The following is a 16,481-nucleotide window of genomic DNA, read 5'->3' as shown; positions in this document are numbered from 1 at the left end:
CAATTGGTTAGCGGGAGATCTCCGTCAATGATGAGTTAACACTGTTACTTGTTCTGCAGGCTATCAGCTTTTCATCAATCTCCCGCTCTGTATGGAACCTGTCAGTGATTACGTTATGTGATACTGATCTGTGTGGGTGTATCTATGTCACCAGTTTTATTTCTATTTAAATCACCTGATGCAAGGGTGGTTTCGACGCCGTTTGGGGCCGCTTTAACGCGTTTTGGTTGTTTAATTAAGCCCTGTTTACTCATCCTGTGTTTACTTGGTTTGTCCAGTTCATTGACTGTAGCCGTGGCAGAAGAGCAACCGTTAACCTTAACGAAGGCGCTAAGTGTCGCGTTGCAGCATGACCCTTGGTTAACCGGTAGCCAACTGACGCAGCAGGTGGCAGAGGCGCGAGCTGAAGCGTCCTATCAATTACCTGACCCTAAATTTTCCTTTGCATTAGCCAGTTTACCGACCGATAGCTTTGCGATTGATCAGGAAGCGATGACCCAGTTGGTTGTAGGGGTTTCGCAGATCTATCCCCGAGGCGATAGCCGCCGTCTAAAACGGCAACAAGGTTATCAGCAAAGTGCGCGGCAGCCGTTATTGCGCCGGGAACGTGAAGCCAAGCTAACATTGACGGTAACGCAGTTGTGGTTGGATGCTTATCGGGCGAGGGAGAGTATTAAGCTGATTGAGCAGAACCGAGGATTGTTTGATCAATTAGTGGATATCTCGATGGCGAGTTATACCTCTGCTTTGGGGCAAACTCGACAACAGGATTTGATACAGGCTCAGTTAGAGCAGCTTCGGGTCTCTGATCGCTTGACTGAGCTACGGCAAAAGCAGGATATGAGCGAACAGCAATTGTTGGCCTTGTTACTACCGCTGGACGTCTTCGATTCGGCGACGTTGCCTGTGTCTGGTTATAGCGAAACACTGCCGCAACTACTGACTGTTGAACACGCGGCATTACTGTCACAGCCGTTGTCGAATCAAGCGTTAGCGAGCTACCTTGTGCATCATCCATTGGTGCAAGCGTTGGAGCAAAGCATTAGTGTGGCCGGCACCGCGGTACAGTTGGCAAAGCAGCAATATAAGCCCGAATGGGGCCTCAGCGCGAGTTATGGTTATCGTGCCGATAGTGCGGATGGCATTGATCGAGCGGATCTATTCAGTGCTGGTGTGACGGTGAGTCTGCCGTTGTTTTCATCGGTCGGGCAGGATCATGAGGTGGTTGCCGCGACCGCCCAGCAGGAAAAGATACGTACCGATCGAAGTCTTATGATTCGACAAATGATCGCTTCTTTTCGTTCGGTTCAAGCGCAGCTCACCCAGCTGGATCAACGTCAGCAGTTATATCGTCAGCAACTTCTACCTCAGGTTAACCGTCAGGCACAGGCGGCACGGAAAGCTTATGAATCGGATAATGGCAGTTTTGCCGAAATGATCCGTGCGCGCATCAGTGCGCTTAACACGCAAATTGATTACCTCGAGATTCAGGTCGCACGGCAGCAGCAAATTGCTCAGCTTAATTATGTACTAACAACAACCTCGACGTTATCACAAACCGTATCTGGCTACGCATTAGATAATCCGCAGCTCAAACACACAGGAGTGACACCATGAACGGCACCGCTAAAAATGTTGGATTAATCGTGCTGGGCGTCGCGGTCGGTGTCGCAATCGCCGGTTTAGGGCTTAGTGATAATAATATGGCCGCTTTGAGTGGGTCTGCGGTTTCCGCTGCGCAGGTTGATGAGAATCCTGAACCGCTATATTGGGTGGCGCCGATGGATGCGAATTACCGACGGGACAAGCCGGGCTTGTCCCCGATGGGGATGGATCTTGTACCGGTTTACGCCTCTGAAAATAATGGCGTCGATGCAGGGCCGGGCACGATATCGGTGTCACCGGAAGTGGTTAATAATCTTGGGGTTAGAACCGCCGTGGCGTCACGACAGTTGATGCAGTTTGAGGTGCGTACCGTAGGGTATGTGGGCTATAACCAAGATGACATTAGTCTTGTTCACCCCCGTGTTGAAGGTTGGGTGGAGAAGGTTTATATCAAGGCAGAAGGTGATCCGGTGGTTCAGGGGCAACCCCTGTATGACCTCTATTCGCCCACCTTGGTGAATGCTCAAGAGGAGTATCTGTTTGCCTTGTCGCAGGGTCATCGGGCATTGATTCGTGCTGCCGAGCAGCGGTTAGCGGCACTGCAGTTACCGCCGCAAGCATTAGCGGTCCTTAAACAGACTCGCCGAGTCAGTCAAACGGTGACCTATTATGCGCCGCAAAGTGGCGTGGTGGATAATCTGGCGTTACGGCAGGGAGGGTTTATTAAGCCGGGACTGACGTTGCTGTCGATTGCGGCACTGGATGAAGTCTGGCTCGAGGCAGAAGTGTTTGAGCGTCAAGCAAGCTTAATCTCGATTGGCCAAGGGGTCTCTATACAGCTGGATTTCCTGCCCGGAGAGCAGCGTGAAGGGGTTGTGGATTATATTTATCCCACGCTGGATGCTAAAACGCGCACGCTTAGAGTGCGTATGCGATTTGCCAATCAGGACGGTAAGCTGAAACCGAATATGTTTGCTGAAGTGGTGATTCATAAACAAGCCGAGCAAGCATCACTGACGGTTCCTAAAGAGGCGTTAATCCGTGGCGCTGATAGTAACCGGTTAGTACTGGCGCTAGGAGAGGGACGTTTTAAGTCGGTTAACGTTAAGGTCGGTCGCAGCAATGGTCAGCAGGTTGAAATTTTGTCTGGGGTTCAGGAGGGTGAGCAGGTCGTCACATCGGCACAGTTTTTGTTGGACTCTGAGTCGGGTAAAACGTCTGACTTTAAGCGTATGCATATTCCTCCAACGGCTGCTGATAGCATGACGATGAGCGATATGAGCATGGATGACATGAGCATGGACAGCATGAGCATGGATGCAGTTGAACAGCAGGATAAGCCTATCGACTCTATGGGGCCCGTTATGATCCCCGCGCCTATGAACGCTACGCCTATGAGTATGCCTATGCCCAAGTCTAGGCCAAATTCGCAGCAGGATTCGTCAGATGCGGGTCATGCTGATGCAGGTTTATCTAATCCTGTCGCTATTGAAGCTTTAGAAACCCAAACCTTATGGATTGCAAGGCAGGTTCAGAGTGACAGTGAAGCACAGGCGCTAGTAACAGCCATATCGAATCATCGGTACGCTCTCCACTCCAAGGTGATCTTATGATTGAGTCGATTATTCGCTGGTCAGTTGGCAATCGTTTCTTTGTACTCTTGGCTGCCGTGGTATTGGTGGGCGGTGGGTTATTTTCGTTGAAGAATACGCCGGTGGATGCAATTCCTGATCTGTCGGATGTTCAGGTGATTATTAAAACCAGTTATCCAGGGCAAGCACCGCAGGTGGTTGAGGATCAGGTGACCTATCCGTTAACCACCGCCATGCTGTCCGTACCCGGTGCCGAAACGGTGCGCGGTTACTCTTTTTTTGGTGACTCTTATGTCTATGTGATCTTTGATGAAGACACCGATATGTATTGGGCGCGCAGTCGGGTGTTGGAATATCTGAGCCAGGTGGCTCCTTCATTACCTGCGAATGCCCGACCTCAGTTGGGGCCGGATGCGACCGGTGTTGGCTGGGTTTATCTCTATGCGCTAGTGGATAAAACTGGGCAGCAGGACATCAGTCAGTTACGCAGCTTACAGGACTGGTTCCTTAAGTATGAGTTGCAAACGGTGCCCGGCGTGTCAGAAGTTGCCTCTATCGGCGGCATGGTGAAGCAGTATCAGGTACGGGTGGATCCCGACAAGTTACGGGCTTTTAATATGCCGTTATCACATATTCAAAATGCTATTCGCCGAGCCAATCAGGAGGTCGGTGCTTCGGTGGTGGAGATGGCTGAGGCTGAATATATGGTGCGGGCGACCGGCTACATTCAGGGCGAGGAGGATCTAGGTAATATTCCTCTCGGTCTTAATGAGAATGGCACGCCGATACTGTTACAACATGTGGCGGATATTGGTGTGGGGCCTCAGATGCGTCGAGGGGTGGCGGAGCTTAATGGTGAAGGTGAAGTGGTCGGCGGCGTAGTGGTGATGCGTTTTGGTGAGAACGCACAGCAAACTATCGACGGAGTTAAAGCGAAACTAGAGACCTTAAAGCAAGGGTTGCCGGACGGTGTTGAAGTCGTAACCGTCTATGATCGTTCTGGGCTGATCGACCGAGCAGTTGAGAATCTTTGGCATAAGTTACTCGAAGAATTCATTGTGGTGGCGCTGGTGTGCGTGGTTTTTCTGTTTCATGTGCGTTCATCGCTGGTGGCTATTATTACCCTCCCTGTGGGTATTTTAACGGCGTTTATCATTATGAATGCCCAAGGTATTAACGCCAATATTATGTCATTGGGTGGTATCGCGATTGCCATTGGGGCGATGATTGATGGGGCGATTGTGATGATCGAGAATATGCACAAGCATATGGAGCGAACGCCGCTGACGAAAGAGAACCGATGGCAGGTGGTTGCTGCATCCGCCAGTGAGGTCGGGCCGGCACTGTTTTTTAGTCTGTTGATTATCACCGTGAGTTTTGTCCCAGTATTTACCTTGGAAGCTCAAGAAGGGCGGATGTTTGCACCGTTGGCCTTTACTAAAACCTATGCGATGGCGGCGTCGGCTGCGTTGGCGATCACCTTAGTGCCGGTGCTGATGGGGTATTTTATTCGCGGTAAGGTGTTGCCTGAGCATAAAAATCCGGTAAACCGTTTGCTGACTGCGATCTATATGCCGACGCTGCGTAAAGTGCTTAGCTTTCCCAAACTGACGTTGGGGTTCGCGTTATTGGTGCTACTGGCGGGCTTATGGCCATTGGATAAGCTGGGCAGTGAGTTTATGCCACCACTGGATGAAGGTGATCTGATGTATATGCCGACCACCTACCCGGGTATCTCTATCGGGCAGGCGCGTCAGTTGTTGCAACAGACCGATAAGCTGATAAAAACAGTGCCTGAAGTTGCCACGGTCTTTGGCAAAGTGGGACGGGCTGATAGTGCCACTGATCCTGCGCCACTCACCATGATAGAAACCTTTATTCAGCTAAAGCCACAAGATCAGTGGCGGGAAGGGTTAACGAGCGAAGATCTTCGCAAAGAACTCGATAACTTGGTTAAGCTGCCGGGGGTGACGAATGCCTGGGTGATGCCGATTAAAACTCGCATCGATATGCTGGCAACGGGTATCAAAACGCCGGTAGGTATTAAGATTGCCGGACCTGACTTGCAGCAGATTCAGCAGATTGGTCAGCAGTTGGAAAGCATTCTTAAGGATGTACCGGGTACCGCTTCGGTGTACTCCGAACGGGTCGCCGGCGGACGCTATATTAAGGTGGATATTCAGCGTCAGCGTGCTGCGCGTTACGGCCTTAATATCGCCGATGTTCAGCAGGTGGTGGCGTCTGCGATCGGTGGTGTCAATGTCTCGCAAACGATCGAAGGGTTAGAGCGTTATCCAATTAATGTCCGTTATCCACAAGACTATCGGGATTCTCCTGAGCAATTGGCGTTACTGCCTATTGTTACACCGATGGGGCAACGTGTGCCGTTGGGCGATGTCGCCAATATCTATATCGAGGATGGCCCACCGGGGATAAAGAGTGAAAATGCCCGTTTGAACGGCTGGACCTTTATCGATATTGAAGGGGTGGATATTGGGCGTTACGTGGCCAATGCGCAGCAGGTGGTGGCTGATCAGCTGATCTTGCCGGCAGGTTATTCGGTTGCTTGGGCCGGACAATATGAATATATGCAGCGTGCCAAAGAAAAGCTGACGTATGTAGTGCCGTTGACCTTGTCGATTATCGTTTTCCTGTTGTTTCTTAATTTTCGCAATGTTGTCGAAGTGAGCATCATTATGGGAACACTGCCGCTGGCGATGGTTGGTAGTGTCTGGCTGATGTATCTAGAGGGCTTTAATTTCTCGGTGGCGGTGGGCGTTGGCTTCATTGCTTTGGCTGGGGTGGCTGTCGAGATCGGCGTGATCATGCTGGTCTATCTGAATCAGGCTTATCAGCAGATGTTGACGCAGTGTGAAAAGCAGGGAGTTACTCCCAGAGAAGAGGCTTTACGTCATGCGGTATTGCAAGGCGCAGGGTTACGTGTCCGTCCGGTGATGATGACGGCTGTCGCGATCATTGTTGGCTTACTGCCGATTCTCTACGGCACGGGGACCGGCTCAGAGGTGATGAGCCGTATTGCAGCGCCGATGGTTGGCGGTATGGTCAGCGCGGTATTGTTGACCTTACTGGTGCTGCCCGCGGTGTATTTCTTGTGGCGCAAACGTGGTCTTGCCCGCTTGGCGTCCGAACAGTAATGCTGTACTCGGTTGGGAGAGAAGAGTCTCTCCCACCAATGTCATGATAATCAGTGAGAGATGAATATGAAACTGAATAAAGCGGTGCTTGTCGGCACCTTAGGTGCGATTGTTTTAAGCGCAGGTGTTATGACTGGCGTTATGGCGGATGAGAGCAGCCATGGCCATGATGACTCGATGGCTCAGCAGGGGATGCCTGAGAGCGGGATGTCTCATGAGATGATGGATAGTCAGATGGGACAGCATCAAATGTTCCTAGAGAAAAAAGATATTGATGGCTATACCGTTAGCTTTCATGTGATGGCCGCTGAGGAAGGTATGAGCCACGGAGGGTCACACAATCTAATGATCAGAATCGATCGGGATGGTGCGTTGGTCAACGGTGTGCAGGTTAACTCTAAAGTGATTTTCCCGGATGGCTCACAGCAGACTAAACTGCTGATGACGATGGGGGAATGGCAGATGGCGGGTTATGACCTGAAGGCCAGCGGTAAGCATCAACTGATGGTGCTGTTTAAAACCGCCGACGGTAAAAAACATTTCGGTGGGCTGTATTACGGTCAATAGATGATTGGTACAAGGGCCCCATAGGCGGCCACTTTGCTCTATCTGTTTGGCAATGCATAGACTGCTAGAAGCTAAGGATTGAGCTAACGATAGCGAAGTGGGCGTTTAACACGGAAGTGGGTGAAATAACGCATGTATTGCCTAGCCATATATGACACATCAGAGTAAGCAATATAACTGTCTAGCTTGAAAATTTTCCCATGTAGCCAGTCGCTGCCTGTGGTTGTGTGAAGCCAACCCAAGGTTGAGATATTCAGCAGCAGGGTTAACCAAAAGGTGACGCGAAAACTTTTCTTTTGAGTTTTATGTCGCAGGGTTTGCTGGGCGATAATCGCGCCAGGCCAACCGCCCAGAAGTGCTAACAGGTGCAATCGGCTTTCTGGGGTGCGCCAAGCGCCTGCTACCGCCGCTGATTTGTCTTTGTAATAGATCGCCAGAGTCAGCAGACTGACACTAACAAACAGGGCTGGGATCAGTAATGGCGTGTAACCGGCATAATAGGATAGTCCCAACAGCGGGATCAATATGCAGATGGGCAGGTAGTGTTTTTTCATCGGCTAAGTCTAGCAAAAGGGTGAGAGGGGCAATAGATAAACGCGGAGAATAACCGTATATCAGGTAACAGAGAGCAGCGTTTTTTAGCTTTATTTGTGAGTATTTAGGTGAGGGCATAAAAGGAAGGATGTTGCAGGTTAGATAAAACGAATTGCCACTATAAAAAATAGCCGGGGGGGACTGAATTAGAGTTTCAATACGACTACACATTATCCAACCTGCAGCGGCATCATGACAAAAGAGAGTACTGTTTACAATGAAGACAGTCGAGTGGATTACCCATTCTGGGTAATCGGTGTAGAGCTGAAAATTAAGGTATCTGATTGAGGCGGAATTTAAAGGGAGTCATACGCTCCCTTTGCTGCTATTGAAGGTTAAGAGACTGGCTTTAAAAGCCTTTAATGAGCTGAGTATAACTATCGAGCCGGTCGGCCTGACTATAGGTGACCGCTACGGTGGCGATCTCATCACAATCAAAAGCCTGCGCCAGCTGATGGATCTCGTCGCTACACTGCTCGGGTGTGCCGACGGTATAGCCGTTGAGAATATGATCATATTGCGCTTGGTGGCTGGCAGGAAATTCCTTATAACGATCTTGTACTTCCGATGGTGTTAAAAAGGCTTCGCGCATACCGAGTTGTGCCGCGAGTTTACGATAGACGGCGGTGCCTGCACGGAGTTTAGCTTCGGCCTCGGTTTCAGCACAGATACAGGCAATAGCGACCATTTTATTGGGTTGTTGCGGGTGTCCTGCCTGCTGCCACTGTTGTAGATACTCACTGAAAATCGATGGGTGGCAGTTATCCGGATCAATAAAACGTGCTAGAGCAATGTTATACCCTAAGTGTCCCGCTAAACCCGCGCTACCACCGCTTGAGCCTAGCATCCAGAGTTCTGGTTGCGGGCTGCTGTCGGGCAACACTTTGATCGCGCTGAACGGGTTATTGTCTGGCAGGTTTCCTTCGATAAAGCCTTTGAGCAACTGTGCCTGATTGGCATAGCGGTCGCCGTGATGGGGTTGATGTGGATAGGCGAGGGCTTGAGAAGTGAGACCGGTGCCGCCGGGAGCACGGCCAATACCCAGGTCGATCCGTTCGGGAAAGAGTGTCGCCATCATTTTAAAACTTTCAGCCACTTTCAGCGGGCTGTAGTGGCTGAGCATCACGCCGCCACTACCGACGCGGATATTTTGTGTCACGCTAGCGATGGCGGCAATCATAATTTCTGGGCAAGGGTTGGCAAAATGAATACTGTCATGATGTTCCGCTACCCAGTAACGGTAGTAGCCTAGTTGATCGCACAGTTGGGCTAATTCGATCGAAAGGCGCGGGGCGTCAATGGCGGCATGGGAGCCGTGCACGGGTGATTGATCGACAACGGACAGTTTTATACTCATTAGAATCTCCTGGAATTATTAATATGTTAAATATTTTTCACAGATAGATCAATGATCGGAATGGGGCTTATGAGCGGCTATTGGTTTTTTACCACCGGTATTGGCTTTAAGGTTAGCTTTGATGTTCGGTTTAGCGCGCGGCTGAGATTTACATATCCGTAATATTCGTTGGTTGGCAAAGCGAATGGGAGCCATGATGAGCAGGTTCAATAACAGACCGACGATCACGCCAAAGGTGATGCCTTCGGTACTCAGGGGGATGCCGGGGGTAAAGTTATCGAGGGTCTTTTTGAGGTAGTGATAGCGTGAAGGTGCGGCCATATAGAGGGTTTTACTGATCAGATTACCATTGGTAAATAGGGTGACGCCCTGTTTCAGCTGCTCAAACTGTACCAGCGTGGCGAGCTTTTGTTCGGCATCGGCACGCACGCTTGGGACACTGTTTTGCCGATGATGCTGAATCATGGCGTTGGCATCGGGGTAGCCAAAGTTTTTTGCAGTATGGTTGTAGCCTTGAACCTGCCAGTGGGTGGACTCATAGAGTCCGGCGAGAAACTGCTGATATTGATCCGCCAGTTGCGGCACTTGTAGGGCTAGGAATAGGGTCGCTGCGAAGATGAGTTTATCGATTAGCCGTCCAATCAAAGGATTATCCCGAATATGCCTGAAGCTGCGTGATAGGGTATCTGTGCACAATGCTCATGGCGGAAAAGTCGCATTAATGAAGGAGAAGGTTAGCACATTTCTGGGGGGAGCACCTCGCGAGTCGTTAGGTATCTTACAGATGTAAACTTATAATTAAACGCAGATGTGAAGTTTGATATTCATAGAGCGATGAAATGTTAATAGAGGTTGTTGATTACTCATCGGTATCACTATTGTATTTCTTTAAAAAAGGTTGATCAGGCCAAATGCTGGTTAAATCTATTGAATGATAGCGCTATGATTATGGCTTAGGATTTGACTGTTATGGACAGACTCTGTTTCGGCCATAATTTTTGGCAGCATAGAGTTGCTTATCTGCCTGTTTATATAAGCTTTCAATTGAGTTGTGTTCTTCGTTGAGCTCAGCAATACCGATACTGATCGTTATTTTAATAATGGTATCGTTATAAATGAAATTGCTCTCTTCTATCATTGAACGTAGTTCTTCGGCAATGATTTTTGCCATATCAATAGGCGTATAATTAAGCAGTATAGTGAACTCTTCACCACCGATTCGGGCAAATATATCACTTTTTCTAATTCTATTATTTATTATCTTAGCAAAATTTTTCAAAACAAAATCGCCAGTCTGATGTCCATAGCTATCATTGATCTCCTTGAAATGGTCGATATCAATCATGAGTAGTGATGCTTTTTTATTCTCTCTGGTCGTTATTAAAATTAGATCGTGGGATACGGCAAAGAAATATCCTCTGTTATATATATTAGTTAAATTATCGATTGTTGATAGTTTGTGTAATTCATCGGCTTTATTTTCTAATTTTTTATGTACTTCAATACTGTAAAGACGGCTATTAAGTATGGCTTTGGACAATAGTAGGATTGCGGGTATATAGATAATAGTGAATATGATTATACTGATATGTTGATGCTCGCCATAATAAAGCATAATCATCATTTGAGGGATAATCATAGAGAAGAAAAAAACTAAATAGGCTGTGTAGAGTGACGACATAGATAAAACAGCCGCAGTGATAATGCCTATAATCATAATGAAGCTGACTAATTCAAATGGTTGAGGGGCATAAATCGAAACCAAAATTGAAGAGGTGGTCCACATGAAAGCTTGGAATATATTTAAAGCTATAAAGATATTTCTATTGTGCTTTAATTCTTTACTATCCTGTTTTTTTAAGCATGATTTAAACATTATTATGTTATAAAAACGAAGTGCCGCCAACAGTATTTGAAAGGAAAACCAGATGGTTAAAGTGATAAGAGGAATGTATTTTATAAATATAAAAGCATAAGCAGAAGATACGATGAGCATCGCTATCATAGCGCGAGGCGTTTGGTCAATAACGATTTCGATCAGTTTAGGGTGAATAGTTGGCATCTTTATTCCTTGTCGACTACATTTCGGCCCGAGTAGATCTCCTACTTAGTAGTAGCTCCGATTAATCCCTATCGAGAGTTTAGTTTTCCAGTATCTAACAAAATGTATCACTAACATTTTAATCAACTTTTAGGTGAATGCAATGTAGAACGTTTACAAGCATGCACCCATATTCAGCATTGATGTCTATCGTAAATGGTCTTGTCTAGCTGTGACTAAAGAGCTAGGGGAATTTCCCAGCTAAAGCTGGGTATCTTGAGCTCGAATCAATCAGCAGAGTAGGCTTCAGTGTTGAATTCTCAGTCCTCTATGTTGGCTGAATCATAACCAAAGGTCGCAGATCTTATACATACTCGTTCTGGGACAATGCATACTGGTAAAAGTTGTGATTTTCATATTCGTTGACTATGTTCTATGGGTAGTCGTTGATGATGATCGAGAGATATACCTATCATTTGGCGGAATAGCCTTAAAAACTGTGAATTTAACTGGTGAATATGCATGAAGTACGATTCAACTATTCTGTATATAGAGAATGATGATGACACTCGTAAAATTTACGCTGATCTTTTTCGTGGAATATTTTCAACGGTTTTAGAAGCGTCGAATGGTCGTGAAGGAATATCCAAATTTATTACCCACAGGCCGAGTCTGGTTATAACAGAAATTCAGCTGCCTAGCATGAATGGGCCTGAGTTAATACAAGAAATTAGAAAAACAGATAGTAAGACTCCCATTATTGTTTTTAGTGCATACATTGACGAAGATTTTATCTTAGATACGATTAAAGACCAGATTAATGGGTTTATTAGTAAGCCCGCCGATAATAAAAAATTAGCACAGGTCATCGATCAAGTTTTATCGGTTGGAAAACATGAAGAGTCGGTAGGCAAAGCTAAAATATTAGGGGATAGTTTAACAGGGTCTTATGACCCAGAAGAAGACCGTGCCCAAGATCCTAATAGCTTGATGGTCGTAGGTATTGGATCGAGTGCGGGTGGTTTAGAGGCACTGACTACGCTGATAAAAGGGTTACCGCGAAATAATAATACGGCTTATATTATTGCCCAACATCTAAGTCCCAAACATAATACGATGCTCGTTGAGTTGCTTTCGAGAGAAAGTACTTTAATGATCAAAGAAGCAGAGCATAATGAAACGCTTGCAAGTGATGTTTTTTATATAACACCACCCAATAAGAATGTCGAAATAAACAATAATAATCAGATTATTTTATCTGCCCCAGAAAAACACTCTTTTTTACCTAAGCCTTCAGTCAATCAACTTTTTATCTCTATCGCTAAATATAAAAAAGAAAAATCTGTTGGTATTATATTGTCAGGAACCGGTTCTGATGGTTGTCAAGGTATGCGAGCCATCAACTCCGAAGGCGGGATAACCATCGTACAGGAGCCTAGCACGGCAAAGTACGACGGTATGCCGATGGCTTCTATCAATGGCTCAGTTGTTGATATTTTAATTGAGGCAGACAAAATTGGTGAGGAATTAGTCGCTCTATCCAACTTTCCAAGAAATAAGGTGCTGAAGAAGCATCAAGTTACACCGGCTAATGACCATATATCGATCATCTTCGCTTTGCTGCATAAAATTAAGCATGTGGATTTCTCTGTTTATAAAAAAGCGACGATTGGCCGACGTATTGAGCGAAGAATGGTTGCGCTTAAAGTAACAACATTGAGTGAGTATGTTGCGTTAATTGAACGAGATGAGCAAGAAGTTGAATTGCTTTATAAAGACATTCTCATTGGCGTAACTAGCTTCTTTCGAGACAGAGATGCTTATGACTCACTGGAAAATCTCTTAGATAAATATCTTGATGAACGTTCCGACGCAAAAGAACTAAGAATCTGGATGCCGGGCTCATCGACGGGTGAAGAAGCCTATTCTGTTGCTATTATTGTTAATGAGTTGCTGAATGATCGACAGCATTCACTCGATTTAAAGATCTTTGCTACCGATATTGATGAACATGCTTTAAAAATTGCTCGTCGAGGGATTTATAGCCAAGCCTCGATGACAGAAGTATCTGATTCTTATATAAAAGATTATTTTACGATTGCGGATAACGAATTTGAGGTCAAGAAAACCTTAAGGCAAAATATTGTTTTCTCATATCATAATCTGCTGTCTGATCCTCCCTTTAAAGACTTAGATCTTATTGTTTGCCGTAACTTGCTTATTTATTTTAATCTTGATGCGCAAAAGTGGATTATGCCCGCATTTCATTATGCTCTCAAAGAAAATGCGTTGTTGTTTTTAGGTAAGTCTGAAAATGCGACTAATTTTGAGCATCTGTTTGCTCCGGTTGATAAACCTAATAAGATATTTAAAACAGTATCCTATTCAAAGAAAAATTATTCGGCCATTACGGTTAGGCCTCCTAAGTATGTAAATTATCCTGCGGAAGAGCAGTCTAAGACATCAGAAGACACCCCCTTACAAGAAACCATTGTTACGGAAGCTGCAAAGCTTTTAATGCCCAACATCATTGTGACTAATGAGCAATTGGATGTGGTGTATAAAAAAGGCAATCTTGATTTTGTATCGATTCCCGAAGGTTATGTTTCATATAACCTATACAAAATAGTGGATTCTCGTTTAGCGATTGATTTAAGAAAACTGTTTAGTGAAGCTAAACGAGGCTCGGGTGTTAACTCGAGTAGCTATATACCGTTGCCGCAAAAAAATGGCGAGGCTAGATTGATCAAGGTTCATTTAGTGCCTATTCTAAATGGGCGTAACCAGATGTACCTGTTTTATTTTCAGAGTATTTCGGTTCTAGATTTGCCATTAATTAATTCAAATTCTAATGATGTCGTGGTGTCTTCCTCAACCCACGAGTTAGAGTTTGAATTGCAACGTACGAAAGAGCATATGCAGACGCTGGTTGAGGAGTTAGAAACCTCGAATGAAGAGCTGCAATCATCCAACGAAGAGCTGCAAAGTGCCAATGAAGAGTTGCAGGCGACCAATGAGGAGATGGAAACCAGTAATGAAGAGCTTCAATCGACCAATGAAGAGCTTCAGACTGCATACGCAGAGCTTAAAGAGATGTTTAATGAGAATACCACCATTAAAGAGAAACACGGTGCCCTCAATCGTCGTTATGAATCTGTTTTAGAAAATATACATGACGGTGTCATTATTACCAATTTACAAGGTATGATTCTGAAAACGAATCATGCGATGCAAACTTATACCGGGCTAACAAGAGAACAATTGTTAGTTAAAAACTGGTTTGACTTATACCCTATTGAAGATAGTACCCGCTTTTTAAATCGGCAGAAGGAACTGACTGAGAAGGGAACCTTCGGCCCTTATATTATAGAACTCACATCTGATGAAGGCGTTACGACGATACTCAATGTAGAAGATTATCTCAGCCGAGATGAGTTAGGGCATACCCAAATATGGTCTTTTGCCTCAGATATATCGAAAGAGAGGCAAGCGCTCGCTGAACTATCATTGAGTCAGCAGAAGTATAAAGCAACCTTTGATAATGCCAATATTGGTATCGGTCATGTTTCTTTAGATGGTACCTGGATTTCTGTTAACAGCGCGTTATCCCATATGTTGGGATATACCCAGGAAGAGTTGTTGCCTCTTACTTTCCAAGATATTACTTATCCCGAAGATCTAAAACAAGATTTAGAACTCGTGCAAGAGTTGATCAGTGGTAAACGTAATTCATATAAAATGGAAAAGCGCTATTACAAAAAAGATGGTGAGCTTTTCTGGGCAATGCTGTATGTCGCTATTGTTAGAGATAAAAACGAACCCTTATATTTTATCTCAGTAATTGAGGATATTAACAGTCAGAAGCAATCAACCTTAGATAGTGCTCAAGCCAGAATGGTTTTCAATACCACTCAAGAAAGTATTGTTATAACCGATAAAACAACAAGAATTATTAATGTTAACCCTGCATTTGAAAATATTACAGGCTATACCTTTGATGAAGTGAAAGGGAAAAAGATTGGCTTGCTAAAATCTGATCAACACAGCTCTGAATTCTACAGTGAGATGGAGCGGTCATATAAGCAGAGTGGATTTTGGTCCGGCGAAGTTATTAATAAAGCTAAAAACGGTGATCTGTTTCCTGTTTTTCTTAATATCAGTGCCGTTAAGGATGAAAGTGGATATATCGTCCAATATATAGGTGTTATCACTGATATTTCGGTCATTAAGCAATCACAGGATAAGATACAGTATCTTGCTAATCATGACTCGTTAACAGGCTTACCTAATCGTACGCTGTTAGCGGATCGACTTGAACATGCTTTGCAGGAGTCGCGTCGCTCTAAAAAGCAAATAGCGGTTTTGTTTGTTGATTTGGATCGTTTCAAAGTGGTTAACGACGGCATGGGTCATAATGTTGGTGATTCTGTCTTGATTGAAGTCTCTAAGCGATTGTCGAGTGTTTTACGTTCAGGTGACACCGTTGCTCGAGTGGGAGGCGATGAATTTATTATTATTATTCAGGACTTAGATTCTGCCTTGAATGCCTCGAAAGTCGCGCTTAATCTCATTCAGTCAGTTAAAGAAGAGATCACTGTCGACGAACATAAAATCACCGTTGGTGCGAGTATTGGTATTAGTATCTATCCAAACGATGGTCATTCCGCTGACGAGTTGATTCGTCAAGCTGATATTGCCATGTATGATGCAAAAGAGAATGGTCGAAATATGTACCGCTATATTTCGCAAGAGCTTTCCTCCTTTGCGTTTGAGAAGGCTTCTATGGAAAGCTCCATCAGAGAAGGATTAAGCAATGATCAGTTTGAAGTTTATTATCAGCCAATTATCGATTTAGAAACGATGAAGGTTTCGCACCTTGAAGCGTTAATCAGGTGGAATCACCCTAAACTTGGCTTAGTACTGCCGAATAAGTTTATTCCTCTGGCTGAAGAATCTGATCTGATTACTGAGATTACCAAGTATGTCGTCTTTAAAGTGATGACGACCATTAATGATTTGAAGATGATAAATCATTATAAATGCAAAATTGCGATTAACTTTTCTTTGAAAGATTTAGAATCTGATTCGTTGTTTTATACGTTTAAAAACTACCTGCAGCAGTTCAAAATTGATGGTAGTTCGATTTCGCTAGAGATTACAGAAAGAAAGGTTATTTTGTCGAATGATAAAAACCAAAAGCATTTAGAGCGATATAAAAAGTTAAACGTCGCTTTTTCAATGGATGATTTTGGTACGGGTTATTCAAACTTAGGTTATTTGATTAATAAGCCTTTCGATATATTGAAAATAGACCGTTCCTTTATTTCTAGAATCGGCGAGGTCGATAAATCGGAAGAGGTTGTGAAGGCAACTATTTCCATTGCCAGAGCATTAGGCTTAAAAACGGTGGCTGAAGGAGTCGAAACAAAAGAGCAATTTGATTTTGTCGCGAAACATAACTGTGATTTTGTTCAAGGGTTCTATTTCAAAACGCCTGAACCTATCGGTAAAATAGTCGATTATTTGCAGTTGGATGATAAGAGAGTCGTCGAAGATTAATACAATGAAGG

General features: G+C 44.9%; 9 protein-coding genes. 5 read left to right on the top strand and 4 right to left on the bottom strand.

Going from position 1 to position 16,481, the window contains the following annotated elements:
* Positions 1 to 144: 144 nt before the first annotated feature.
* From KO512_RS11180 to KO512_RS11165, 4 genes are all read left to right on the top strand, one after another.
* Complete coding sequence (locus KO512_RS11180) at positions 145 to 1,617, top strand: TolC family protein (RefSeq protein ID WP_215952427.1); 1,473 nt, start codon at positions 145 to 147, stop codon at positions 1,615 to 1,617.
* The gene (locus KO512_RS11175) at positions 1,614 to 3,218 is read left to right on the top strand and encodes an efflux RND transporter periplasmic adaptor subunit (RefSeq protein WP_215952426.1); all 1,605 of its coding nucleotides are present in this window, start codon (positions 1,614 to 1,616) and stop codon (positions 3,216 to 3,218) included. Before KO512_RS11180 ends, KO512_RS11175 begins: the two co-directional genes overlap by 4 nt.
* Entirely contained in the window at positions 3,215 to 6,352 is a 3,138-nt protein-coding gene (locus KO512_RS11170; RefSeq protein ID WP_215952425.1) for an efflux RND transporter permease subunit, read from the top strand. Before KO512_RS11175 ends, KO512_RS11170 begins: the two co-directional genes overlap by 4 nt.
* Before the next feature lie 66 nt (positions 6,353 to 6,418).
* On the top strand, positions 6,419 to 6,919 hold the full coding sequence (locus tag KO512_RS11165) for a hypothetical protein (RefSeq protein WP_215952424.1): 501 nt from the start codon (positions 6,419 to 6,421) through the stop codon (positions 6,917 to 6,919).
* An 83-nt stretch (positions 6,920 to 7,002) separates the two neighbouring features.
* Here the strand turns inward: KO512_RS11165 and KO512_RS11160 are convergent, their stop codons facing one another.
* From KO512_RS11160 to KO512_RS11145, 4 genes are all read right to left on the bottom strand, one after another.
* Positions 7,003 to 7,473, bottom strand: coding sequence for a DUF1294 domain-containing protein (locus tag KO512_RS11160; RefSeq protein WP_215952423.1), 471 nt, complete (start codon positions 7,471 to 7,473; stop codon positions 7,003 to 7,005).
* Between the two features lie 389 nt (positions 7,474 to 7,862).
* Complete coding sequence (locus KO512_RS11155; protein ID WP_215952422.1) at positions 7,863 to 8,870, bottom strand: MsnO8 family LLM class oxidoreductase; 1,008 nt, start codon at positions 8,868 to 8,870, stop codon at positions 7,863 to 7,865.
* Between the two features lie 48 nt (positions 8,871 to 8,918).
* The gene (locus KO512_RS11150) at positions 8,919 to 9,515 is read right to left on the bottom strand and encodes a DUF2937 family protein (RefSeq protein ID WP_215952421.1); all 597 of its coding nucleotides are present in this window, start codon (positions 9,513 to 9,515) and stop codon (positions 8,919 to 8,921) included.
* Between the two features lie 322 nt (positions 9,516 to 9,837).
* The gene (locus tag KO512_RS11145; RefSeq protein ID WP_215952420.1) at positions 9,838 to 10,932 is read right to left on the bottom strand and encodes a GGDEF domain-containing protein; all 1,095 of its coding nucleotides are present in this window, start codon (positions 10,930 to 10,932) and stop codon (positions 9,838 to 9,840) included.
* Between the two features lie 501 nt (positions 10,933 to 11,433).
* Here KO512_RS11145 and KO512_RS11140 point away from each other — a divergent pair.
* Complete coding sequence (locus KO512_RS11140; protein WP_215952419.1) at positions 11,434 to 16,470, top strand: EAL domain-containing protein; 5,037 nt, start codon at positions 11,434 to 11,436, stop codon at positions 16,468 to 16,470.
* Positions 16,471 to 16,481: the final 11 nt, after the last annotated feature.

The organism is Amphritea atlantica, from assembly GCF_018860855.1.
Taxonomy (GTDB): domain Bacteria; phylum Pseudomonadota; class Gammaproteobacteria; order Pseudomonadales; family Balneatricaceae; genus Amphritea; species Amphritea atlantica_A.
Note: the sequence above shows the minus strand (reverse complement) of the source record. Positions and strands in the feature narration are given on the sequence as shown.